The organism is Alicyclobacillus suci (genome assembly GCF_017329615.1).
Taxonomy (GTDB): domain Bacteria; phylum Bacillota; class Bacilli; order Alicyclobacillales; family Alicyclobacillaceae; genus Alicyclobacillus; species Alicyclobacillus suci.
This window is the reverse complement of the sequence record NZ_JAFMTW010000010.1, coordinates 74,205-97,952: the sequence shown is the minus strand read 5'-3', so window position 1 is coordinate 97,952 and position 23,748 is coordinate 74,205. Positions and strand designations below refer to the sequence as shown.

At 51.7% G+C, this 23,748-nt stretch carries 21 protein-coding genes; 16 read left to right on the top strand and 5 right to left on the bottom strand.

The window, feature by feature from the left end; genetic code table 11:
- On the bottom strand, positions 1–271 hold a 271-nt coding region (locus J3482_RS07735), incomplete at its 3' end, for a transposase (RefSeq protein WP_206922241.1).
- Positions 272–399: 128 nt separating this feature from the next.
- On the opposite strand from J3482_RS07735, the gene J3482_RS07730 reads away from it, so the two are divergent.
- From J3482_RS07730 to J3482_RS07720, 3 genes are all read left to right on the top strand, one after another.
- Positions 400–1,341, top strand: a complete 942-nt coding sequence (locus J3482_RS07730; RefSeq protein ID WP_236017999.1) for a C40 family peptidase — start codon at positions 400–402, stop codon at positions 1,339–1,341.
- 171 nt (positions 1,342–1,512) lie between these two features.
- Positions 1,513–2,115 (top strand): NUDIX domain-containing protein, encoded by a 603-nt coding sequence (locus J3482_RS07725; protein ID WP_223204185.1) that lies wholly within the window; start codon positions 1,513–1,515, stop codon positions 2,113–2,115.
- Between the two features lie 15 nt (positions 2,116–2,130).
- Complete coding sequence (locus J3482_RS07720; RefSeq protein ID WP_236017998.1) at positions 2,131–2,985, top strand: fumarylacetoacetate hydrolase family protein; 855 nt, start codon at positions 2,131–2,133, stop codon at positions 2,983–2,985.
- Positions 2,986–3,031: 46 nt separating this feature from the next.
- Here J3482_RS07720 and J3482_RS21530 read toward each other — a convergent pair whose 3' ends face one another.
- Both J3482_RS21530 and J3482_RS07710 read right to left on the bottom strand, forming a co-directional pair.
- On the bottom strand, positions 3,032–4,165 hold the full coding sequence (locus tag J3482_RS21530) for a transglutaminase domain-containing protein (protein WP_328702669.1): 1,134 nt from the start codon (positions 4,163–4,165) through the stop codon (positions 3,032–3,034).
- Between the two features lie 145 nt (positions 4,166–4,310).
- Entirely contained in the window at positions 4,311–5,861 is a 1,551-nt protein-coding gene (locus J3482_RS07710) for a S53 family peptidase (protein ID WP_188332287.1), read from the bottom strand.
- A gap of 241 nt (positions 5,862–6,102) precedes the next feature.
- On the opposite strand from J3482_RS07710, the gene J3482_RS07705 reads away from it, so the two are divergent.
- From J3482_RS07705 to J3482_RS07695, 3 genes are all read left to right on the top strand, one after another.
- The gene (locus J3482_RS07705) at positions 6,103–7,464 is read left to right on the top strand and encodes a C1 family peptidase (protein WP_206922240.1); all 1,362 of its coding nucleotides are present in this window, start codon (positions 6,103–6,105) and stop codon (positions 7,462–7,464) included.
- Positions 7,465–7,575: 111 nt separating this feature from the next.
- The gene (locus J3482_RS07700) at positions 7,576–8,208 is read left to right on the top strand and encodes a DsbA family oxidoreductase (protein WP_146823634.1); all 633 of its coding nucleotides are present in this window, start codon (positions 7,576–7,578) and stop codon (positions 8,206–8,208) included.
- Between the two features lie 40 nt (positions 8,209–8,248).
- Positions 8,249–8,830: a thymidine kinase gene (locus J3482_RS07695; protein WP_146823632.1), complete on the top strand. Its 582-nt coding sequence runs from the start codon at positions 8,249–8,251 to the stop codon at positions 8,828–8,830.
- Positions 8,831–9,148: 318 nt separating this feature from the next.
- Here the strand turns inward: J3482_RS07695 and J3482_RS07690 are convergent, their stop codons facing one another.
- Positions 9,149–9,508 (bottom strand): DUF4406 domain-containing protein, encoded by a 360-nt coding sequence (locus J3482_RS07690; RefSeq protein WP_146823630.1) that lies wholly within the window; start codon positions 9,506–9,508, stop codon positions 9,149–9,151.
- A gap of 202 nt (positions 9,509–9,710) precedes the next feature.
- Here J3482_RS07690 and J3482_RS07685 point away from each other — a divergent pair, with 202 nt between their 5' ends.
- Positions 9,711–11,138 (top strand): NAD(P)/FAD-dependent oxidoreductase, encoded by a 1,428-nt coding sequence (locus J3482_RS07685; protein ID WP_146823628.1) that lies wholly within the window; start codon positions 9,711–9,713, stop codon positions 11,136–11,138.
- A 79-nt stretch (positions 11,139–11,217) separates the two neighbouring features.
- Here the strand turns inward: J3482_RS07685 and J3482_RS07680 are convergent, their stop codons facing one another.
- Positions 11,218–12,402 carry an ROK family transcriptional regulator gene (locus J3482_RS07680; RefSeq protein ID WP_146823626.1) on the bottom strand — a complete coding sequence of 395 codons (1,185 nt, stop codon included), beginning with the start codon at positions 12,400–12,402 and terminating at the stop codon, positions 11,218–11,220.
- Between the two features lie 235 nt (positions 12,403–12,637).
- On the opposite strand from J3482_RS07680, the gene J3482_RS07675 reads away from it, so the two are divergent.
- The 9 genes from J3482_RS07675 to J3482_RS07635 all read left to right on the top strand — a co-directional run bounded on the left by J3482_RS07675 (position 12,638) and on the right by J3482_RS07635 (position 23,590).
- Positions 12,638–13,735: a sugar ABC transporter substrate-binding protein gene (locus J3482_RS07675; protein ID WP_146823624.1), complete on the top strand. Its 1,098-nt coding sequence runs from the start codon at positions 12,638–12,640 to the stop codon at positions 13,733–13,735.
- A gap of 93 nt (positions 13,736–13,828) precedes the next feature.
- Positions 13,829–14,608 carry an ATP-binding cassette domain-containing protein gene (locus tag J3482_RS07670; RefSeq protein WP_328702668.1) on the top strand — a complete coding sequence of 260 codons (780 nt, stop codon included), beginning with the start codon at positions 13,829–13,831 and terminating at the stop codon, positions 14,606–14,608.
- The gene (locus J3482_RS07665; RefSeq protein WP_146823622.1) at positions 14,605–15,804 is read left to right on the top strand and encodes a sugar ABC transporter permease; all 1,200 of its coding nucleotides are present in this window, start codon (positions 14,605–14,607) and stop codon (positions 15,802–15,804) included. The genes J3482_RS07670 and J3482_RS07665 overlap by 4 nt, the downstream gene beginning before the upstream one ends.
- 263 nt (positions 15,805–16,067) lie before the next feature.
- Positions 16,068–17,156 carry a sugar ABC transporter substrate-binding protein gene (locus J3482_RS07660; protein ID WP_146823620.1) on the top strand — a complete coding sequence of 363 codons (1,089 nt, stop codon included), beginning with the start codon at positions 16,068–16,070 and terminating at the stop codon, positions 17,154–17,156.
- A 182-nt stretch (positions 17,157–17,338) separates the two neighbouring features.
- Positions 17,339–18,580: an aminopeptidase gene (locus J3482_RS07655; protein ID WP_206922239.1), complete on the top strand. Its 1,242-nt coding sequence runs from the start codon at positions 17,339–17,341 to the stop codon at positions 18,578–18,580.
- A gap of 272 nt (positions 18,581–18,852) precedes the next feature.
- Positions 18,853–20,460 carry a gamma-glutamyltransferase gene (gene ggt, locus J3482_RS07650; RefSeq protein WP_146823617.1) on the top strand — a complete coding sequence of 536 codons (1,608 nt, stop codon included), beginning with the start codon at positions 18,853–18,855 and terminating at the stop codon, positions 20,458–20,460.
- A gap of 211 nt (positions 20,461–20,671) precedes the next feature.
- Positions 20,672–21,247: a TetR/AcrR family transcriptional regulator gene (locus J3482_RS07645; RefSeq protein ID WP_021294705.1), complete on the top strand. Its 576-nt coding sequence runs from the start codon at positions 20,672–20,674 to the stop codon at positions 21,245–21,247.
- Positions 21,248–21,295: 48 nt separating this feature from the next.
- Positions 21,296–23,332: a YhgE/Pip family protein gene (locus tag J3482_RS07640; RefSeq protein WP_188332286.1), complete on the top strand. Its 2,037-nt coding sequence runs from the start codon at positions 21,296–21,298 to the stop codon at positions 23,330–23,332.
- Positions 23,333–23,398: 66 nt separating this feature from the next.
- Entirely contained in the window at positions 23,399–23,590 is a 192-nt protein-coding gene (locus J3482_RS07635) for a hypothetical protein (protein ID WP_146823614.1), read from the top strand.
- The last annotated feature ends 158 nt before the right edge of the window (positions 23,591–23,748 follow it).

The following is a 23,748-nucleotide window of genomic DNA, read 5'->3' as shown; positions in this document are numbered from 1 at the left end:
GGTACGGGTTTTCCGTGATGTGCTGGACCAAGTGACGATCCGAAAAACCTTCTCGTTCCTGAATGATTAGCGCGCCAAGCGCCATCCGAACGGAGACGGCCCGTCCGCCTCGAAGATCTCTGCTAAAGTGTTTGCTGTATTCCTGTTCCACACGTCGCCACGGAATGATATATGAAAGTTGAACCCAGCGATTGTCTTCGCTAAGTCGGCCACCAAACGGTAGGAAGAAGTCTCCGGGAAGTATCTGTTGGTCCTGATGATTCGCGTACAATTACAGACCTCCAAGTGCACGGTTTTTCGCCTGTTCCGCTCAAAATCCATACACTTTATTTCGACAATTGGCACGCGAAATCCTTGCTACGATTAGGTTTATGGTTCATTCAGCAGACCCTACATACCTTGGATACGAAGATTTCGGCTACGAATAGCCAAATGTCGTCCCTCCAAAAGCAACAAGATGCCCTCACTCAACAGTTGGAACAGAACAAGAAGGAACTCCAGAAACAGCAAGATGAGCTCACCGATATGGTCAGAACTGCATATGAAAACGGGAATGTCTCTTATTTGGGCGTGTTGTTCCAGGCCAACAGCTTTTCCGATTTTCTATCGCGTCTGTATGATTTGACGCTCATTTCGAATACACAGAACCAGGTGGTTGATTCTGTGCGACAACTTCGAAAGAGCATTATTCAAAAGCAGGACCAAGTGAAAGCTTCGCAAGCGAAATTGCAAGCTGTACATGACCAATTGGCGGCATTGCAACAGTCTGACCAGTCCATTAAGGCCCAGCGTGAAGCTGATTTGAAGAATATTGAGGACAATATCGAGGCTGGTAAAGAAAAGCAAGGTACGTTAGAGAGCCAAATCCAGTTGACACAGTCTCAAATTCAAGCCATTCAGCAGCAGACGCAAGAGGCTGAACAGCAGGCAAGTAACCCGACGTATGTCGCGCAACAAACTGCGAGCTTGGCGAACGCCAGCGCGAGTGCCATTATCCAGTATGCGCAATCGTTCTTAGGTACGCCGTATGTTTGGGGTGGGACGTCGCCGTCCGGTTTTGACTGTTCTGGATTTACGCAATATGTCTTAGGGCATGAAGGGGTATCGATTCCGAGGACCTCTGAACAGCAGTTTGCCACGGGTGTTCCTGTATCGGAAAGCAATCTGCAACCGGGTGACTTGGTGTTTTTCAGCACTTATGCCCCAGGGGCAACGCATGTCGGTATCTATATGGGGAGTGGCATGATGATTGATGCGCAGGATATGGGCGTTTCGATTGATAGCATTAACAACTCCTATTGGGGACCGAAATATATCGGGGCACGTAGATATATTAAGTGATTTCCGAGTCAATAACCCGTTATTTATCGGTGTAAATATCGGGTTCAAGGCGACCTTTGTCTATTAAAGGTCGCCTTTGTTATGGATGGACAACCCCCTTTGTAAGAAACCTCGTTTTTCTTCTTCCTTGGGATTGCGTATGATGAGCGTAATCAGAGTTTAAAGTGGGTGATGAATATCGCGGCCAATTTCTGTATGTCGTGCGGTCACGCACTGGTGACGAAGTTGATGGACGGCGTTCCAAGGCGTGCGTGTCCCGTTTGTGAATTTGTACATTGGGGGAACTACAGTATTGGCGTTGGGGCGCTTGTGTTCCGGGAGGATCGTATATTGCTTGTTCGTCGGGCGCAGGAACCGGGGCGTGGCATGTGGACGAATCCCGGTGGTTACACGGAACAGACGGAGCCCATTCATGTGACCGTTGAGCGAGAGGTGCTGGAGGAAACCGGTATCACTGCAAAGGTCGAGCGGATTATTGCACTGCGTGATCAGCCTCGGCAGGTACATAATGTGTACGTCGCGTTTGCACTCCGCTACATGGCCGGCGAGCCGCGTGCGGATGGGGTAGAGGTAGATGACGCAGGATTTTTCACGGCAAGTGAAATGCAGGGGATGAATGTAGCAGGGCTGACGAAGTGGTTGGTGGATGTTGCCAAATCATCTGCCGTCAGTGGCAGCGGGCTGAGACTTGATTTTAGCGAGTACGTGACATCCGAACAAAATTGGCTGTTCCGAACCCACAGTGGCCGTACGCAGACTGGGCAAGGCGATTAAAAGGAGGCGGAGGATTTGAAATGGATAAGTTTTTATGGTCCATCCGGAATTCGGGTAGGTGTTTGGCAGGACAGCGGGATTGTCGATGTTACGCGGTGTCGTGACCGACCAACGTTTCCGGCGTCCATCATGGATGTCATCGCGATGGATGGGCATGATGTCGAGGACATTCACTCATTTGTCGAAGCGGCGACCGAGTTTTTGTCACCGGAGGACGTCCGATATGCCCCGGCGGTCCAAAAGCCGAGCAAGATTCTTTGCGTCGGTCTAAACTACCGCAAGCATGCAGAGGAGACCGGGATGCCGATTCCGGAACATCCGATTTATTTTAGCAAATTCTGTAATAGTTTGGCCGCCAGTGGGGAGACGGTGGTGATTCCTGCGAATGCGCGGGAAATTGATTTTGAGGTTGAACTCGTGGCCATTGTTGGACGCCAGGCGAAGCAGGTGGCAGTGGAAGATGCGTTGCAATATGTGTTTGGCTACGCCACAGGGAACGACCTGTCGGCACGCGATTTGCAGTTTCGTACCGGACAGTGGCTTTATGGCAAAGCAATCGACGGGTTTTCGCCGCTTGGCCCATGTATCGTGACAGCCGATGAAGTGGGAAATCCACAAAACCTCGGATTGAAGTTGTGGCACAACGGTCAATTGATGCAGGATTCCAATACGGGGGACATGATTTTTTCGGTGGCCGAGGTGGTTTCCGACCTGTCGCAAATCATGACGTTGGAGCCAGGTGATTTGATTTACACCGGGACACCCGAAGGCGTCATCATGGGGCGGTCGGAGAAGCGGTGGGTCACGGCGGGAGATGAAGTCATCTGCGAAGTGTCGGGGCTCGGCCGGTTGGTCAATCGCTTTCAATAATCTTGCGCGGCTGGGGGATGGTGATGCCTCCCCCTCTGCCGAGGATTTAGGTTGCACTACTGGCATCAATGATGATGGCAGTTTGCTGGATGTGCGTCTGGTCGAAGGTTGATTGCGGGACGTCAAACCAGGCGTCTTGTGATGCGCCCCAGGTGGTATCCACCGTGATCCAACGTTGTTCATTGGGCAGATAGACTTGATTCCACGCATGACTCCCGTAATCCCCGCCGGTACCCCCGATTCCCTCGTCAATTTGCACCTTGAGACCTGCTGCGTGAGCCAAATCCGCATAGAGTAGCGCGTAATCGGCACACACGCCTTTCCCGGTGCGCAGGGTGTCAAGTGGGGATTGTTGATCCCATTTTCCATGGTATACATAGTCGTCGTACTTCTTCCAATCGTAACTGATGTGATGAATTTCCCACTCGTACAACGCTTTGGCTTTTTGTTTTGGATCCGTCATTCCTTGAGTCAACTGGTGGGACAAGTTGGCTATTTGGGTAGGAACCAACAAGACCCCAGTTTCCTGTCCTTTGGTGCCCGACGGTACAGCGAACATACTGATGTTTTTCGTCAATGGCTGGAATGCGTCCTGGGATAACACAGGCATTGTTTTGGCCACCAGCGGTTTTAACCAGGGTTCGTAGATACGCGCACGGAGTGTCTGGTAGGGCGTCGATGCCGCTGCCTGCTTGGACAATTGTGGAATTGACAAGTACTGCAGGGCGATGAAGATGATGGCGCCGACGACGGCGGATCGAACAACCCCCATGATGGCCCCGACCGCGCCGCCGAGTATGCGGCTTTCCTGTAGAGGCCGTGGCATCCAGGTAGGGATGAGGCCGACGATGAGGCCGATGAGGTTACGCAACACGCCTGCAATGATGAGATAACAAATGGCAAACGCAATCCACATCCCAATCTTCGGATTTGCTTGCCATGCGACGAGGATTTGGGCCAGCCAATGGGGTAAATTCGCAGTGTTTTGTTGCGAGGCTACCTGACTGACGGCATGGCTCGCCCACCAACCGATGGCGACGGATGCGATGCCCACCGCGATGGAGATGATTTGCCACACGACAAATCGGCTTTCCCGCCCAAAGCCACGACCGAAACCTGCAAGGACGGAACCGATGATGATGACGGCAAATACGATAGTCACCCAGTTGTAGGTCACCACTGTGCACGCTCCTTGAAGTTAGCAAATGCTCCTGGTCGAGGGTGTTATCAGCATGACTGGTTCGACGCAAGGCATGATACGTTTAGTCTAGCACAGCAAAAAAGCGTCGCCACTGGGCGACGCTTCCGTGGTAAGGGCAACCAGTTTATTGGTATGTCTTACCCTCGTATTCGACAAAACCAATAGGATGATGGACGAAGTGAATGACCGGATCACCCGGATTTCCGACGCTTGGGTAAGCGTCATTCTGCGGGATATATTCACCTTGGAGTTCGATGGAGCGCCCCGCTTTGAGATCTGGTATGGGTCCGGACAGGCCTTCGTCGTCGCCATAGCGGATGGCTACAAACGCATATCCCTTGACGATGCTTGGGTCTGCTCCGCGAATCGCGAGTACGTGGACGTCGCGCAATAACAGTTGATGATGGTGCACGCCATGGACGAGTGCATCGGCTTCCACTTTGTGAATCGTCGCCAGCACGCGAATTACCGGATACTTGGAGGTGGATTTGGGCAATACGGACGGCGCCTGGTCTGAACGCATGGAACCAACCGCTGGCGCGGACGTGACAGCTGTATCGTCGAGTTGCGCTACGTACTCGATGAATGCGCTGGCGTCGATGGATCCAAAGCCCGTGCACGCATCCCAGCCAGGCGCTGCTTGATATCCGGTTACGCCGTTAAACGAATTGTTTCCGACCGTGATATCCCGATACGGGATGGAATGGTAATTCGTGTAGAGGAGCGATGTGAGATTTTTTATTGGTCCTTTTCCAAGTTGTGCACGCCGCTCGTTGAGCAGGGCCACAATGCCCGCAAATACGGGGCAGGACACGGACGTGCCGCCGACGATGGCATTTCGCCCTTGGAAGATAATTTGGTAACCACTTGCAGGGTCTGCGTTAAACGAGATGTCGGGTAGCCCTCGGCCTGTGCTGTTAAAGGACGATTGATAGCTAGGCTTTGGAAAGACGTCACTGAATCCGCCACCTGTGGCACCGCCATTTTGGGGTCCGTTGTACGTCCAGGCCGTTTCGGTTCCATCTGGGTTGAGGTGCGTTCCGCCGACGGCCACGGCGAATGGTACAGATGCGGGTGCGTCTGCGTGTCGTTCGGGTACTCCGCGCGTATCGTGCATACCGTATGCGCCTTGGTCACCGGATGAGATGCATACTGTGACGCCCTTTTGGCTTAGTTGTTCAATCAAGTCGGCGATTTGTGTGAGCGCGTCCTGGTCGAAAGACGATTCGGCGTCACCGTATGAAATGGATAGGACGGAGGGGGTGTGTGTAGTATCGTCGAGTACGTACTTGAGACTTGCGATCACGGCATCGGCAAATGTCTCGAACGTCTGTCCTGCGTTGGCCTCATAGACAATTAACTTCGCACCTGGAGCGATAGCGCCAGCCCACTGCAAATCTAGTGACGCTTCTTCATCGTCCGGGCTGCGCCCTCCGTCATTGCGGGTTCCGTCTACAGAGACGAACGCGACATCTGCGACTTGGATACCGTGTTGTGACCAGAACTGTTTTGCGTCGTTGATACTGTATCCATTTGAGAATTCGAGGATACCGATGCTTTGTCCGCTACCTGTTAGGTTGCTTGGTATATTGTACAAGCGACGAATGTCTTGCGGGAAGTAACCCCTTCCCTGATTGACGTCTGTTTCGGTGGCAAACAGAATGTTTCGTTTCATGCACAACCCGTCCTTTCGGTATGCGAGAATGGTGAAAATTGTGATTACTACCACAATTACTATTATATTCGATTGGTGGATACCAATCTTGTCCGTAGTTGGACATGTTTGATTGTATTCGGCGACCGTTAGAAATGTGCAGGTCGTCATTTCTGGTGTGTTGTTTTTGTTATAATGGATTTAGCTCGAATATTCAGATGTTCGCGCGTGATGATGACTTCGTAGGGAGTGGATGCAGACGATGGCAACCCCAATCTCCACCGATGATACCGCGATAACCATTGCACAACTTCAAAAATACGCTTCGGCGTTTCACAGCGATTCGACGAATCGCATGCGGATGAACGCCATCACCAAAAGTGGTATACAGCAAGTGGCGACGGCACACGACGCTGTTGCAAAGATGCAGTATATGTTTTCGGATGAAATTGACACAGGTGCCGTGACGAATCAGAGACAGAGCGGGCGGTGTTGGCTGTTCGCGGGGCTCAACGCCATTCGACAGGACATCGCGACACGTAATCACATGCCACCGTTTGAACTCTCTCAGTCGTATCAGATGTTTTGGGATAAATTTGAGAAAGCAAATTACTTCTTAGAACGCATTTTGGATACGTTGGACGAGGAGACGGACAGCCGCATTGTGCAGTGGCTACTACAAGCGCCTTTACAGGACGGTGGGCAGTGGGACATGTTTGTCAATCTTGTCGAGAAGTACGGGGTCGCCCCGCAATCTGTGATGGCAGAGACGTATCACAGTAGCCGTTCATCCGTCATGAATGCCTTGTTGACCCGCAAACTGCGCCAGCAGGCGAGTGCGTATCGTTCGCAATACCTGGCAGGCGTGCCGATAACAGCGCTGCGCGCGCAGAAACAGACGTTTATGGGCGAATTTTATCGCTTGCTTTGCTATTTTCTCGGGACCCCGCCGGATACGTTCGACTTCGAGTATCGCGATAAGGACAATACCTTTCATCGTGATCTCGGATTGACGCCGCAAGAATTTTTTGCGAAGTATGCTGGCATCCAATTGAAGGATTATGTGAGCATCATCAATGCGCCGACGTCTGACAAACCGTTTGACAAGACGTATACGGTAAAGTACTTAGGTAACGTTGAGGGTGGATACCCAGTTCGGTACTTAAATGTCGATATAGATACAGTAAAACGTTTGGCATTGGCGCAGATTCAGGACGGCGAGCCCGTTTGGTTTGGCTGCGACGTCGGGAAGATGTCCGATAGGGAAACAGGCATTATGGATACAGAGCTTTACGATTACGAGGGCATTCTCGGGACGGCGTTGACTATGACCAAGGGCGAGCGCTTGGATTACGGAGAAAGTCTTATGACCCATGCGATGGTTTTTACAGGCGCCAATGTCGTGGATGGTCGCGCCCACCGCTGGAAGGTACAGAACAGTTGGGGGAAAGATGTCGGGCATGACGGATTTTTTGTCATGAGTGACGCGTGGTTTGACGATTATATGTATCAGGTTGTCGTACATCAGAAGTATCTTAGTGAAGCGCAGCGCGCTGCTCTGACACAAGAACCGATTGTCTTGAACCCGTGGGATCCGATGGGTTCCCTCGCCTGTATGTATTAATTCGCCAACAGAATTGAGATAAACCTTTGACTGCCCTGCGTGGACGTATCCCCCGCAGGGCAGTTTTCCTATCATTCCATTATACTAAGCTCATGAGGAGGCGCGCTTACGATGAAAATAGATGTGTTTCAAGATACAGTATGTCCCTGGTGTCGAGTAGGTCAGGCCCATTTGTTTAAAGCCCTGGAACAGTTTCAACAAGAACCTGTGGAAGTTCGTTATCACGCTTTTCTGCTCGATGCCACCACACCACCCGAAGGGCGTCCAATGTCCACACTGGTTGAACGGCTCGGTGGACAAGCGCGCGTAGATGAGATGCATGCTCGCGTGTGTCAAATTGGCGAGGCTTGTGGTGTCGATTTTCAATTTGAGAAAATTGACCACATTCCCAATACAATACGCTCACATGAATTGATTAAATTGGCCCCGGCAGATCTCCAAGAGGCGGTGGTACAAGAACTGCATGACGCCTATTTTTCACGTGGGGAGGACATTGGCGACATAAAGGTGTTGTTGGAAGTCGCTCGATGTGTCGGCCTCGACACACAGGTTGTTCAGAACGGGCTTTTGCACGAGGAAAAGCGGGCGGAGGTGCTTGAAGACCTTCAGTTTGCGAGAGATGCAGGTATTTCTGGGGTTCCATTTTTCATCTTTGAGGGAAAATACGCACTTTCTGGCGCGCAGCCAGTGGAAGTATTTGTCCAGGTGTTAGAGCAAATTGCGGTCGGGAACGTGCTAGAATAAACGAATCATACTAGATTGGTGTTTGTTAAAGGGTGATTTCGTGGCGAAGTTGTACTATAGGTTTGGCCAAATGAATGCGAGCAAATCAATTCAATTGCTGACGGTGGCGCACAATTACGAGGAGCAGGGGAAAAAGGTAACCTTGTTCACTCCTGCGATTGATACACGTTTTGGGCATGGAAAAATCGCGTCGCGCGTGGGAATTCAGAAGGACGCGATTGAGGTGGATGACGATACGAATCTGTTTGAGGAAGTACAACAGACACTCCCCGATTGTGTTCTGGTGGACGAGGTTCAGTTTTTACGAGAACGTCACATTCAACAACTTGCCAAAGTGGTGGATGAGTTGAATACGCCAGTCATTATGTATGGTTTGTTGAAGGATTATCGCAACGAGTTTTTTGAAGGAAGCCGGGCTGCAGTGCTTTGGGCTGACCAAATCGAGGAAATTAAGACGATTTGCGCCCATCCAGACTGCAATCGAAAGGCGACGATGATTTTAAAAATCAAAGATGGCGTGCCAGTTTATTCCGGCGAGCAAATTGAAGTTGGAGGTAATGATTTGTACAGGTCTGTCTGCCGACGACATTATTTTCATCCCGATGTAATCCGGTTGTTTTAAACCAATGTTTGCGTGGAATTTTGGGAACGAAGTGGCAGAATGGATAGGAAGTTGCGTCCGGGGTTGAACAAAATTACAATTTATGATAGAATGATGAATTGGCAGGTAGTCATGCATCTGGTTATAAATTATGTATATGCTGAACATAGACGAAAATCGGTTGTTATAGATATTGATTCAAAACAGGCGCGGTCTTTGGAGCCGCATGGTTGCTTGAGAGGCAGGGCTAGCAACGTATCGTTATCGCAATACCTGTTCACGTGGCGGTCGATAGATATCGGCCGCCTTTTCAATTTGGCGAACAAATCGTATATCCCGTTAAATACCGAGTGATAGCTGTTTGATGCCTTCGCCGATGTCCCTTGCGGGTCTCCCCTCTGTTCCCAGCACTTCTGTCAATTCATACACAGGTATCCCCAATTGTTTGGCGACATACACCTCAAGCGATGCGCCCTTCGACTGTTGCCAGCCGTTTAGTGTTACGACGCAGTCCGCTTGGAGCATTAATGCCAAGTCATGGCGCAAATAATCTGCCCAGCTGGCCCCTGGAATATGCTGTTCCGCGGGATTTGTGACTTGGTATCCGGTGATACGAAGGCAATATGCAGCGTTGTTAAACGCGGGTCGATTAAAATCAGGGTGGCCTGTCATTGGACCGGATAGGTAGATGTGCGTCATACCGGGTCCCTCCGTTGTCGTCGTTGTGCTTCCAATGTATAGAACATATGTTCGCGTGTCAAGGTTGTGTTGAATGAACATCAAGGGTTGCAACTTGTGGGGAACTAGGTATAATAGCAAGGGTTTGAATCCGAACATTTATGTTGTAATTTTGTCTAACGTTCGTATTTAGGCGATGCCAGCAGGATACGGGGGAAGGAACATGACACAAAAATACGATGTCATTATTATTGGGGCAGGTCCAGCAGGGTTGTATGCCGCTTATGAATTTACGAAAACGGCACCGAAGGCCAAAATTCTCCTCGTGGATAAAGGCGTTGAAGCAAAGTATCGGCATTGTCCGATTATGGAAGGCAAAATCGACAAGTGTCCTCCTGCAAATAAAATTAAGACTTATGCGAGTTGTTGGCCAGCATGCGGTGTGATAAACGGTGCGGGTGGCGCAGGTAGTTTTAGCGACGGGAAATTTAATATTACTTCCGAGTTTGGTGGATTTTTAACGGATTATTTGCCGTCGTCTGAGGTGCTGCGGTTGATTCACTATGTGGATGAAATCAATTTAAAGCACGGGGCGCCAGACACGATTACGGATCCGACGACCGATGCAGTGGCGCAGATTGAACGGCGCGCGATTGGGGCCGGGCTGAAGTTGCTTCGCGCACGTGTGCGGCATATCGGAACAGATGTAAACTTGGCGTTGATGAACGACATTTTTACGTATTTGGCCCAACACATTGATTTGCGGTTCCGCACGTTCGTCGAGGACTTGCTGATAGAAGATGGTCGAATTCGCGGAATTCAGGTTCGCGGCGATGAGAAAATTGAGGCCGATTATGTCATTGTGGCGCCGGGGCGCGACGGATCGACATGGTTGTCCGATTTGTTCCGCAGGCATCATCTGAAGATGAGCAACAATCAGGTCGATATCGGCGTTCGCGTGGAGACGTCAAACGTTGTCATGCAAGAAATCAACGAACACTTATACGAAGGGAAGTTCATTTTTCACTCGCCATCGACAGGGCTCAAGGTGAGAACGTTCTGCAGTAACCCGTCGGGACACGTCGTGATTGAGAACCACACTGGGGTCATGGCGGCGAATGGGCATGCCTATAAAGATCCGGGTCTGGGGACAGAGAATACGAACTTCGCCTTGCTCGTCAGTCACCGGTTTACTGAGCCGTTTGATCGCCCGAATGAATTTGCGAAGAGCATTTGTAGACAGGCGAATGAGTTGTCCAACGGATCAATCATTGTACAAAAGTACGGGGACATCTTAAAGGGTCGACGCAGCACGCCCGAGCGTATTCGGGAAGGATTTATCGAACCGACCCTCAAGGAAGCGGTTCCAGGTGACCTTGGTTTGGTTCTCCCACACAAGACGATGGTGGCACTTCAAGAGATGATTGAAGCTCTGAATCATGTGACACCGGGTATTGCGAGTGACCACACTTTATTTTACGGTGTCGAGGCAAAATTTTACGCGTCACGCGCCGATGTCGGACGCGACTTGCAGACGAAGGTGGCGGGGCTCTATTGCGCCGGCGACGGCCCGGGGATTTCGCGAGGTATTGCCCAGGCCGCAAGCAGTGGGGTGTACGTAGCCCGAAATATTGCCGCACAACTGAGTTAAGTCGTAGTAACTGGCACAGCGATTCTGCTTTTGAGGGGGCTTCGGGCGGCGTCGTCACAAACGCCGTCCGGAGCTGTTTTTACGATTCGGCTAGTGGGCTGTGCAAGAGGGTGTTGGAAATCGGGAGCTGCGCGGCGCCGAGGACGATAGCGTCCGCATTGGCGACTGTTAGGCAGACCTGCTTGTTGGAAGCCATGGCGCGATGGCGGATGACATACTGGACTTCTGGTAAAAACAGCGGGGCGGCTTGTGCCATGGTTCCCCCGATGACGACGAGTCCAGGATTTAACGAGTTGACAATATTGGCAATGCCGATGCCGAGATATTGCCCGAGGGTTCGAAATGCGCGTTGGTAACCGGGACTCGTCGCAGCCTTATCGACGGCTAAGGAGACCAGATTGGGTGATAGTTCGAGCGACGCAGGTATCTCTTCTACTTCGCGTAAGTAGCGCAGCAGGGCTTGCTCTGAGGCATACTGCTCCCAGCATCCATAATTGCCGCACGCACAAACAGCCCCCATGGCTGCGATGGACGTGTGCCCGAATTCCCCAGCGATTCCATCTTGCCCTCGATAGAGATGACCGTTGACGACAATGCCTGTGCCAATCCCAATGCCTACGTTGACGAACACGAGGTTTTGTTGGTGGCGCTCACGATAGATGGACCATGCGCCGCAATTGCCGTCGTTGTCGACGAAGATGGGAAAAGAAAACGATTTCGACAGGCTATCGGTCAAATTCCAATCGCGAATCTCGATGTTCGGTAAATAGAAGACGGAACCCGTTCGGTAATTGACGATACCTGGAAGCGCGATACCTGCCCCCAAGATACCGTGACAACTGGGCGGAGCTTGTTGAATGGCGCGTTGAATTTCTTCAACCAGCAATTCTTCTAATTCGGATTGAGACAACAGACCATGTATTGCGGCGATGGGCCGCATGTGTTGATACACAATACCACCGCTCAAGTCCGCCAGTATCGTTTTCATGTGGGTGATTTGGACATCCACGCCGATACAGAACCCAGCGGAAGCATTGATTTTGAGCATGACCGGTTTGCGGCCGCCGTTCGATGCGCCAAGGCCGATTTCTTGAACGAACTGTTCGGCAATCAGTTCGTCTACGAGCGAAGATACGGTCGCCTTGTTGAGTCCGGTGACTTGAGAGATTTCCATTCGTGACAACGGACCTTGATTATAGATAATTTCTGTGACGTACCCTTTGTTAATTTGCCGCATGGTTGCAGCATCCACGGTCTTGGCCAATGATCCCACCTCAAGTTTTGCAAAGAACTATTGCGAACTGATTGCATATAGTTTAACATACAAACGAAGACGCGAAAGCGTATTCAAAAAACTTGCCTTAATGGCATCTGTGACGTCCATATCACGGTAAGTTGGTTGTGAAGAGCAACAAAACAGACCGGAGATTGGAATCATCATACAAAAATAGGCATCATAGACGTCACGATAGTAAGCGTTTGCACAAGGGGGATTACAAATGAAAATGAAGAGTATGCTATCCGCTGGCGCAGCTGTTGTTGTCGCGATGACCCTAACTACAGCGTGTGGGGTCACGACGTCAGGGTCATCCGGAGGCAATTCGAGTGGCGGAGGATCTTCCTCATCTAGCAATGGAAGCGGTACCATTGCATTGCTGCTTCCGGATACGACTTCGTCGGCTCGTTACGAATCCCAGGATAAACCTGACTTTACAGCTGAAGTAAAGAAACTTGATCCATCGGCGAAAGTAGATTATCAGAACGCCCAAGGCGATTCGACGACTCAACAGCAACAGGCTGAGGCGGAAATTACAAATGGTGCGAAGGTTTTGGTGGTTGACCCTGTCGACTCGGCTGCGGCTGCAACCATCGTTACGGAGGCCGACAAAGCTGGCGTTAAGGTCATCTCTTATGACCGGATGATTTCCAAAGCACCGGTTGACTATTATGTCTCGTTTAATAATGAAGAGGTTGGCAAACTACAGGGACAGTATATTGCGGATCACACGCCGAAAGGCGGCACTGTCGTGATGATTGATGGCGCGCAGACGGACAACAACGCGTTGGACTTCCGCAAGGGCGCACACGAGGTGCTTGACCCGCTATTTAAGAATGGCACGTTGAAACTTGGTTACGAGTCGTATACCCCAGATTGGGATCCGCAGAATGGCTTGCGCGAGATGGAACAGGCGCTGACCAAACTCAATAACCACGTCGATGCAGTTTTGGCAGCAAATGACGGGCTTGCGGGGTCTGTGATTCAGGCGCTTAGCGCACAACACTTGGCTGGCAAGGTTCCCGTCACAGGGCAGGACGCGACGGACGCAGGGCTGCACGACATTATGCTTGGCACTCAGTCGATGACAGTTTATAAGGCTGTGCCCCAGGAAGCGAAAGTCGCTGCTGAATTGGCAGTCGATATCTTAAAGGGTCAAAAACCGAGTTCTGACTTGGTCAACGGCACGCAGGACAACGGTTCAGGGACACCGATTCCAGCTGTTTTGTTGAAGCCAGTTGTCGTGACCAAGGACAATATTCAAGATACGGTCATCAAGGACGGCTTTACGACGATGGCGAAGATCAACAACCCGAAATAAGAGAGCGGCAGTTTAACTGCTTTGGATTTTTGGGAGGAGGGTGCGCTTTACTCCTCCCCAAAAGACCAACGATGTTTTTTGGAGGTGTTTGGAGTGACGAGTGAACAAAGTACATCCTTGCTCAGCGTTCAAGACATCCGCAAGCGCTTTGGTGCTGTGCAAGCGTTACAGGGCGTGTCGTTAGACGTCTACCCTGGGGAAGTCGTGGCACTTGTGGGCGACAACGGGGCTGGTAAGTCGACGACGATTAAAATGATTGCAGGCGTTGAGCAACCTGATGAAGGCCAGATTTACTTCGAGGGGCAACCGGTTTCCCTTTCAAGTCCAAGTGTGGCTGAACGCCTTGGAATTCAGACCGTGTATCAAGATCTCGCTTTGTGTGACAACTTGGACATTGTCTCTAATCTGTTTCTTGGGCGGGAGTTGAAGCGAACCCTGATTCCGGGACTTCCGAAGATGCTTAAGAAGGCGGAGATGGAAGAGCGCGCACTACCTGTATTGCAGGATTTGTCCATTAATTTGCCAGCACTGAGTACGCCAGTGGCAGGATTGTCCGGTGGGCAGCGGCAGATGGTTGCAGTCGCCCGTGCGGTGCTCTGGGGTTCGAAATTGGTCATGCTCGACGAACCGACCGCGGCGCTTGGTGTAGCGCAGACGAAAGCGGTGCTCGAGTTAATTGAGCGCTTGGCGAGTCGCGGCGTTGGCGTCTTGGTGATTTCGCACAACATGGCGGACGTGCTTCAAGTGGCAGACAGAATTGTCGTTCTTCGACTCGGTCGAACGGTTGCGAACTTTATTAAGACAGAGACGAACCGTGAGGAACTGGTTGCCGCGATTACGGGTGTCAACGAGGAGGTGGCAACAGCCCAATGAGTGCGAATGTACAGAAGGGACGACATACAGTGGGCGCCACGCCAACCGGCCTGAGGGCGCGGCTTGCAAGCGGGGATTTAGGACTTATTCCAGTCATTATTGCCCTTATCGTCATTTGGATTGTCTTTCAATCTGTCAATGGCAATTTCCTTTCCGGACGGAACTTGTCAAACTTGATTTTACAGATTGCCGAAATCGGTATGCTCGGTATCGGTGAGACGTTTATTTTGTTGCTTGGTGAGATTGACTTGTCTGTCGGCGCTGTCAGCGGTGTTGCAGCCGCCGTGCTGGTCTTGCTCTCCGTCGCTGGTGTGAACCCATGGCTGTGTATCTTGTTAAGTGTGGTTAGCGGCGGTTTGATTGGAATATTCCAGGGGTTTTGGGTGACGATTATCGGCGTGCCTGCCTTCATCGTCACGCTCGCCGGTTCGTTGGGCTATCAGGGGATTCTTTTGGGGATGCTCGGAAATACCGGTACGGTTCCAATTTCGAACCAGACGTTGTTGGATTTGACTTCAACGTATTTGACACCTGCGACTGGGTGGGCATTAGTCGTCATTGTCACAGTGTTGTACGCACTAGGGGCGTTCATGATGCAGAAAAACCGCGAAAAGCGGCATTTGCCTGCCCCGTCGACCACTGCTACGTTGACACGTTCACTTATCGTCTTGGTGGTTTCTGCAATTGTCGTCGGCGTCCTGAATACGTATCGTGGACTTCCAGTGGCAGGTTTCATCCTGTTGGTCTTTATCGCCCTCTTCGCGTTTATCACACAGTCGACGAGATATGGACGCCATATCTACGCGCTGGGTGGAAATAAAGAGGCAGCGCGCCGCGCTGGTATCAATACTCGGGCGATTAAAATAAGTATCTTCACGTTAGCGGGATTGATGGGCGCAATTGGCGGCATTATTGGCGCTTCGCGACTCGGTTCTGCGTCACCCGCTTCTGGCGGTGGCAATCTGCTGTTGGATTCTATCGCTGCTGCGGTGATTGGCGGCACCAGCTTGTTTGGTGGACGCGGCAGCATGTGGAACGCACTGGCCGGGGCGCTTGTTATCGGTAGTGTGGAAAATGGGATGGACTTACTTAGTGCGCCTTCCAGTACGAAGTATATTGTCGAGGGTGGTATCCTGTTGTTGGCTGTTACGATTGATACCATCACGCGTCGTCGCCGCACACGGGCTGGTCGTTAATTTAGTGAACTGATGTGGAAGAGAAAATTAAGTTGAGCGCCGCCAAGCGGGACGGGTATATCATGTCCAACCTGGCGGCGTTTCTGGATAGCCCCCTTGTTTAGGCATAGGGGGCTTCTGTTTGTCTTTGCTTTGTTGTTCATTTTTACGTACTCTGTGAAGCGCCATCAGAAGATTTTCATTAAAATCAGAAGAAATAGATTGATTATTTCGTTTACTAGATTTACTATTATGAAAACGCTTACTCAAGGGAGCAATCAAAGATGAGAAACATGATAAAAACAGGGGTAGCAGTGGCCATTGTCATGGCATTTTCGACTGCTTGCGGCGTCACGACCCCCAGTACGTCAAATCAATCTGGTGCAGCTGGGAATTCGTCAACCAGCGATGGCAGCGGTACGATTGCATTGCTATTGCCTGATACGACGTCGTCTGCACGGTGGGAGTCGCAAGATAGGCCAGATTTCACAGCTGAGGTCAAAAAGCTCGACCCGGCGGCTAAGGTAGATTATCAGAACGCACAGGGGGATGCGACAACTCAGCAGCAGCAAGCCGAAGCCGAGATTACGAACGGCGCGAAGGTGCTGGTGATTTGTGCTGTCGATTCGTCTGCGGCAGCGACCATTGTGAATGAGGCAGACAAGGCAGGTGTGAAAGTCATCTCTTATGACCGGATGATTTCTTTCGCGCCAGTGGATTATTACGTTTCATTTGACAATGAAGAGGTTGGCAAGTTACAAGGGCAGTATATTGCGGATCATACGCCAAAGGGCGGTACCGTGGTGATGCTGGATGGCGCGCAGACGGATAATAACGCCTTGGCTTTTCGAAAAGGTGCCCATGACGTGCTAGATCCGCTGTTCAAGAATGGAACGCTGAAACTCGGTTATGAGTCGTATACGCCGAATTGGGATCCGCAAAATGGATTGCGCGAAATGGAACAGGCGCTGACGAAGTTGAATAATCACGTCGACGGCGTGCTGGCTGCAAATGACGGTTTAGCGGGTTCTGCGATTCAAGCGCTCAGCGCACAACATTTGGCTGGCAAGGTTCCAGTGACGGGCCAAGACGCGACAGACGCGGGGCTACACGACATCATGCTTGGGACTCAGTCGATGACCGTTTACAAGGCCGTTCCGAAAGAGGCAAAGGTGGCCGGCGAACTCGCCGTTGATATCTTGAAGGGGCAAACACCGGGGTCTGACCTCGTCAATAGTACACAGGACAATGGATCTGGAAAGAAGATTCCGGCAGTGCTCCTCAAGCCAGTCGTCGTGACAAAGGACAATATTCAAGATACTGTGATTAAGGATGGGTTTACCACGATGAATAACATCAATCACCCGAAATAATCTTTTGGGCGCCTCGGCGCGTATTGGCTAGCTGAACACTCGCCGAGATTCACTCATCGTTTTAGTGGCCTTTGATTGGATGCGAAGCCGCGATTTGTTCTGATACTATGAACATGGGTGGGCATCGTTGGTTGTTACCGACGATAGCGTGACTGACAAAGACCTGAGGAGATGAACATCTCGTGGCAGAACATCTGAGAAAGTATGCGGAATTAGCGGTGAAAGTCGGCGTCAACTTGCAGCCGGGGCAAAACTTGGTGATTGGATTTGGCCGTCGCCAGGTGTATGCAGAGCATTTGGAGTTCGCACGTCAATTGGTAGACGTGGCCTACGACGCGGGCGCTAAGTTTGTCCAAGTGGACTGGGGCGACGAATGGTGGATTCGTGAAACTGTCAAGCGCGGTTCATTGGAAACGCTTGAGGCACGCGCGAAGTGGCAACTGGAGTGGGTCGAGCATCTGGCCAAGGAAGGTGCCGCATTTATTGCTATCCCCGCCTCCAACCCAGATTTGTATGAGGGGATTGACCCAGCTCGTGTAACTGCCGCTGAACGCGCGATTAGCTCGACGTTCCGCGATTTTGACAACCGCCGTACCGCAGATCAGTATCGGTGGACGCTCGCTTCTGCGCCGACGCAGGCGTGGGCCGACAAAGTTCATCCGGAATTGCCTGAGGCAGAGCGCATTGATGCCCTTTGGAAGGACATTCTGTTTTGTGCGCGAGCACTTGGGGACGACCCTGTGGAGGATTGGCGCAAACACATCGACAACTTGCGTAAACGCAGTGATTACCTTAATTCGCTGCATATTCACAGTCTGCATTACCAAGCACCTGGCACGGATCTTACCGTTGAATTGGCACCGAAACATTACTGGACCTCGGCACAAAAGCCAGCGCTTGATGGGGTTCCTTTTGTGGCTAATATGCCGACCGAAGAAGTTTTCACGTCCCCGAGCAAGTATGGCGTCAATGGCGTGGTTACGAGTACGATGCCACTGAATCATAACGGTACGACCATTCATGGTATTCGGTTGAAGTTTGAAAAAGGTCGGATTGTGGAATACAGCGCAGAACAAGGCGAGGGCGCACTCAAAAACATCGTCGAGGCGGATGAGGGTAGCCATTATCTTGGAGAAGTGGCCTTGGTGCCCGTGGATTCGCCGATTGCTGAGATGGGGCAGCTATTCTATAACACGCTGTTCGACGAAAATGCCTCTTGCCATTTGGCGATTGGACGTGCGTACCCGCTCGTCGAGGGTGGCGAGAACATTGGTCACGGTGATTATGAAGCGCATGGCTTAAACGACAGTTTGATGCACGTCGATTTCATGATTGGTTCCAATCAAATGAATATCGATGCGATTACGCACGACAACCAGACCATCGCCATTATGCGGGACGGTAAGTGGACCACACCTGTGTAATTGGGTACTTGTGAGGGTGTATTTGAAGTGTGTCGGAGCAGTACGAAAGGTGACGCCTTTCGTACTGCTCCTTCATTAATTGTAGATACATCTTCATGGGGGCCGGTGCCTTGGATATCTTCTCCGTCCCTGTCTCTTAGGATAAATATTCTAATCAGATTTTGCCTATCTACCAAACTTTTTAAACGAAAACAAAGTATACTGTCTCTATTGATGTTTCAGATTTATCTGAGATGCGTTTGACAATGAATGTAGGTGAGAGGATGGACGTTATGAATTTTGATGCGCTTGATTATCCATACTCGTCGCGGAGGACGGCGGTCTACGCGAGGCGTGGGATGGTGGCGACTTCGCAACCATTGGCCGCAGCAGCTGGGCTACAGGTGCTTCAGCAAGGCGGTAATGCGATAGATGCTGCCGTTGCAACCGCAGCGGCATTGACTGTAGTGGAACCTACATCGAATGGGATTGGTAGCGATTCGTTCGCGATTGTTTGGCACAAGGGCCAGTTACACGGGTTGAATGGCAGCGGTGTCGCGCCGGCTGCCATCAGTCTCGAGGAACTCGCGAGACGTGGGTATCATGAGATGCCGAAATTTGGCTGGATGCCAGTCACGGTGCCTGGTACGCCAGCGGCGTGGGCCGATTTAATAGAGCGCTTTGGCAACCTGACTTTACGCCAAGTACTTGATCCTGCCATCACCCTCGCCCGGGACGGTCACCCGGTGTCTCCGACTGCCGCGAAGTATTGGGCGCTTGCCGCCAAGCGATTTGCCTCTACGCTCGAGGGGCCAGCGTTTGAACATTGGTTTAAGATATTTACGTTTGATGGACGGGCGCCAAAACCTGGTGAGACGTTCCGCAGCGCAGAGCACGCGCGTACGCTGGAATTGATTGGACAGTCTGGTGCGAAAGCATTTTATCAAGGTGAGCTCGCGGAGGAGATAGAGCGGTTTGCCCGTGAGACCGGTGGGTTGTTGACCAAGGCAGATCTCGCCGCCCATCGGTCTGACTGGGTCAATCCAGTCAGCATTCAATACCGCGGCTATGATGTATGGGAACTGCCCCCAAATGGTCAGGGGATTGTCGCGTTAATGGCGCTCAATATTCTCAAAGGTTACGATTTTTCGACGATGGATGTCCGCGAGCGTACGCATTTGCAGTTGGAAGCGATGAAACTCGCTTTTGCGGATGGGAAGCGGCATATTGCAGATCCGCGGCATGCGGAGATTCCGCTCGACATGTTGCTGTCTGACGAGCACGCAGCAAAGCAGCGCGCCCGTATTGGCGAAACCGCGTTGTTGCCGGATCCTGGTGCGCCGGTACTTGGCGGTACGGTATACTTGGCGACTGCAGACGGCGAGGGCAACATGGTCTCCTATATTCAGAGCAATTATATGGGGTTTGGCTCCGGTGTGGTCGTGCCGAATACAGGTATCGCGTTGCAAAATCGAGGGCATAATTTCTCGATGGATCCGGCCCATAAAAACGTATTGGCACCCGGTAAACGACCGTATCACACGATTATTCCAGGATTTCTCACAAAGGATGGCGCTGCGGTTGGACCGTTTGGCGTCATGGGCGGCTTCATGCAACCGCAAGGCCATGTGCAGGTGATGATGAACACGCTCGACTTCTCGATGAATCCCCAGGCGGCCTTGGATGCGCCACGTTGGCAATGGATGCAGGACAATCAGGTTAGCATCGAGGAGACCTATGGCGCCGATGTGATAGAGGATTTGCGCAGACGAGGGCACGAGGTCGATGTCGCAGAAGACGTCGGTGGTTTTGGACGTGGTCAAATCATTTGGCGGACAGAAGCGGGGACCCTTGTTGGGGGGACGGAGCCTCGTACGGACGGATCGATTGCCGCTTGGTAAGCCGTTTGGTCAGTAAAGTGTGTCTTGGCCGGTTGTTCACCGTATTTCGCCTTTGCGGAGCGGGCTGAACGCCGGCCATGCCTATGGCAGCCGGATTCGACGAATCCCTATCTTTACACGGACATCTATCCAGCGATATACTCTTTTTTGACTGTCTGACCGTTTTTGTATTTTGGTCACAGATTGATTGGATTGGTTAGGGGGTGAGACGTTGGACCTTCAGATGAGAGTGGTCGAGGCGGCAGAACAGTCATTTCGGCAATTTGGCTACAAGGGAACCACGATGGAGAACGTCGCTCGCATCGCCAATGTCGGCAAGGGGACAATTTACACGTTTTTCCCGAGTAAGGAAGCTTTGTTGGAGCATATTCTCAACCGGCTTGTGGTGGAGATGAGAGCAGTTGCGGATGGCTCCATTGTCGCTGGTGACACATTCTTTAACAATCTCGAACGCGCGTTGCGCAGTGTTCTGCGATTTCGTGCGCAGCACGAACTGCTCGTGAAACTCGCCCAGGAAGGCAAACAGCTGGGGACTGTGGCGGTCATCGAGGGCATGGCCCGCGTCGAGGAAGCCGTGTTGAATTATTTGCGGAAGCATTTGGAAGCTGGTGTGGCAAATGGAGACGTGAAGCCGTGCAACACGGAACTTGTTGCGTTTATCATGCTGCGTACGTACACCGCCATCCTGGTGGACTGGGAAAGTCGACATGAACCACTGTCAGACGACGCGTTGATGCAAGTGTTCCACGTCGTCTTCACGGAAGGGCTCAATCGCACCCAAGCCTAACCAACCACAATGCAAGGTACACAGAGAGATAGAGGGAGGTGGCGAGACATGAAGTTGTTTCAAACGATTCGAGATGAATTTCGGTTTAACTATGGAAAGAAAAAGCAGTTGATATCTATCCTAGGGATCTTTTTTATCCCAATTATCTATGCGGGGGTCTATTTGTGGGCGTTTTGGGATCCCTATGGACATCTTAATCGGCTGCCTGTCGCGGTTGTCAATAACGATAAGGGCGCAATATATGACGGCGAGAAGATTGACGCTGGTCAAAAGCTCGTGAATCAGCTGCGGAGCAATCACGATTTTGATTGGAATTTCGTGTCCGCCGATAAGGCCAACCGCGGCCTGGAGGATAATCAGTACTATATGGTCATCACGATTCCGAAGAACTTTTCTTCGGAAGTTGCGAACGCCGCTACTACAGTAGGGGCGCCGCAGCCGAAACTGAAGAGCGTGACGAATGACCGAGAAAACTATATTTCTGGCATTATTGGGCGTAACGCCATGGTAAAACTGCAGTCGCAAACGGCGCAGCAAATAGCCAAGACGTATACGGCAAATTTGGTGACGGGTGTCGAGCAGTTGGAGACTGGGTTTCACAAGGCATCGAATGGCGCCGAGAAGTTGGCCAACGGAGCGGTGACACTCAAACAGTCGGGTCCACAATTGGTGAGTGGGGCGGCGCGTTTGGCGAGTAGTCAGGGTACCCTGGTGAACGGCATTGCGAAGGCCTCGACGGGTGCGCAGGAAGTCGCCAGTGGGACGAAGTCCGTTTATCAAGGCAATCAACAGCTGAGTCAGGGATTGGGTCAATTGGCTAGTGCCGCAGGACAGTTAAATGGTGCGGCGACAAAGGTCAGCCAAGGGGCGCAACAGTTGAAAAGCGGGCTTGCCACGGAGGTGAGCGGCGCCAAACAGACCGCGACGGGGGCAAGTCAGTTAGCGCAGGGTTTGTCACAGTATGCATCTGCACACCCAGATGTCGCGTCGGATCCGTCGTTCCAAGCACTTCTTCAGGCGAGTCAGCAGGTTGCGACCGGTTCGTCACAGGTGTCTTCAGCGAGCGCATCGCTCGCACAAGGGGCTAATCAATTGGCGACGGGCACCACCGCCTTGCAGCAGGGGTTGAATCGTGTCACACCAAAATTGCAGCAGGCAAGCCAGGGTGCCAAGCAACTTGTTAAGCAGGAGCCTGCCTTGGTTGACGGCAGTCAAACGGTCGCATCCGGTCTGGCACAGTTACAGGCTGGGGCAAATCAGCTTCAGAGTGGTACGGGAATACTTGAGCGCGCGCTGCGCAATTACACCAATGGCACGACAGAAGTGGCCGGTGGTGCGACACAACTCGCTAGCCAACTGAACCGCGCTGTGGATAAAATGCCTGTATTGCACGCGCAGCAGGTGATTTCGGCAACTTCCAACCCAGTGGGCGTCTCGCAGTTGCAGGCTGGTGATGTAGATAATTACGGCACAGGCTTCGCCCCGTACTTTTTGTCGCTCGGCTTATTTGTTGGACCCTTGTTGATGTCGGTAATTGTCGCGTTCCGCAATCCAGCAAAAAAGCCGTCTTCGGGCTTTGCCTGGTTCCTGTCGAAGACGTTGTTGGTCGGGTCAATCGCTGTGGTGCAAGCCTTGATTGCCGACGCTATCTTGTTGTTTGGACTTGGCTTGCATGTCCATAATGTAACAGATTTTGTTCTCTTCTCATTACTGACGAGTATGACGTTTGTGTCGCTCATTCAGTTTTTTGTTACGGTCATGGATAATCCGGGGCGCTTTATTGCGATTATCCTGCTGGTTTTGCAACTGACCAGTAGTTCTGGGACGTACCCTGTGATTTTGTCGCCGACATTTTTCCGGGATATTCATCCGTATCTGCCCATGACTTATACGGTTGATGGGTTCCGCTATATCGTCGGGGGCGGCAAAGTTTCCTTTATGCACAATGACCTCTGGCACCTGTTCTTATACTGGGGGATCTTCCTGGGGTTGACGCTCGTGTACTACCTGGTTCGCGGTCGTCGGCTGACGAAGGAAGACGCGCAACATCCGACGTCGCACGAAGGCGCGATGGTTCAGGCGTAATGCATATCAAAATCCGTCTGCGGTCACGCTAAGCTCGCGGTCAAAACATTGGCGGGAGGCGATGTCATGGGAAACAATCCGACATCTGACGGCAACCAGATGCATGGTGAAGCGCATGATTTGGACTCGGTGATGAACCAAGTATCCAGCCTGCAGACGGATGGCGGTGTATCCCCGGAACTGCCACATCGACCGGCGAGCCAATTGCAGCCTCCTTCGCCAAAGATCCCTCGGCGGAGAAATGGGCTGAAGTCGTGATCGTGATGAACAGAGGCACGGCAATTGTCGTGCCTCTGTTCTACCTCCGTTCTATATGTGTGGACATTTTGCGCTTCATTCATTCCTCGAATGACGAGTATAATCACCTTACACTATGCACAAACGGGAAAAACATTGTGAGAGAACGAGAATTGAAC

Bases quoted from the DNA above. Each gene is read 5' to 3' on its own strand.
- J3482_RS07725 (WP_223204185.1), top strand. From the start codon at position 1,513: ATGAATATCGCGGCCAATTTCTGTATGTCGTGCGGTCACGCACTGGTG.
- J3482_RS07710 (WP_188332287.1), bottom strand. From the start codon at position 5,861: ATGAAACGAAACATTCTGTTTGCCACCGAAACAGACGTCAATCAGGGA.
- J3482_RS07705 (WP_206922240.1), top strand. From the start codon at position 6,103: ATGGCAACCCCAATCTCCACCGATGATACCGCGATAACCATTGCACAA.
- J3482_RS07700 (WP_146823634.1), top strand. From the start codon at position 7,576: ATGAAAATAGATGTGTTTCAAGATACAGTATGTCCCTGGTGTCGAGTA.
- J3482_RS07690 (WP_146823630.1), bottom strand. From the start codon at position 9,508: ATGACGCACATCTACCTATCCGGTCCAATGACAGGCCACCCTGATTTT.
- J3482_RS07685 (WP_146823628.1), top strand. From the start codon at position 9,711: ATGACACAAAAATACGATGTCATTATTATTGGGGCAGGTCCAGCAGGG.
- J3482_RS07675 (WP_146823624.1), top strand. From the start codon at position 12,638: ATGAAAATGAAGAGTATGCTATCCGCTGGCGCAGCTGTTGTTGTCGCG.
- J3482_RS07665 (WP_146823622.1), top strand. From the start codon at position 14,605: ATGAGTGCGAATGTACAGAAGGGACGACATACAGTGGGCGCCACGCCA.
- J3482_RS07660 (WP_146823620.1), top strand. From the start codon at position 16,068: ATGAGAAACATGATAAAAACAGGGGTAGCAGTGGCCATTGTCATGGCA.
- ggt (WP_146823617.1), top strand. From the start codon at position 18,853: ATGAATTTTGATGCGCTTGATTATCCATACTCGTCGCGGAGGACGGCG.
- J3482_RS07640 (WP_188332286.1), top strand. From the start codon at position 21,296: ATGAAGTTGTTTCAAACGATTCGAGATGAATTTCGGTTTAACTATGGA.
- J3482_RS07635 (WP_146823614.1), top strand. From the start codon at position 23,399: ATGGGAAACAATCCGACATCTGACGGCAACCAGATGCATGGTGAAGCG.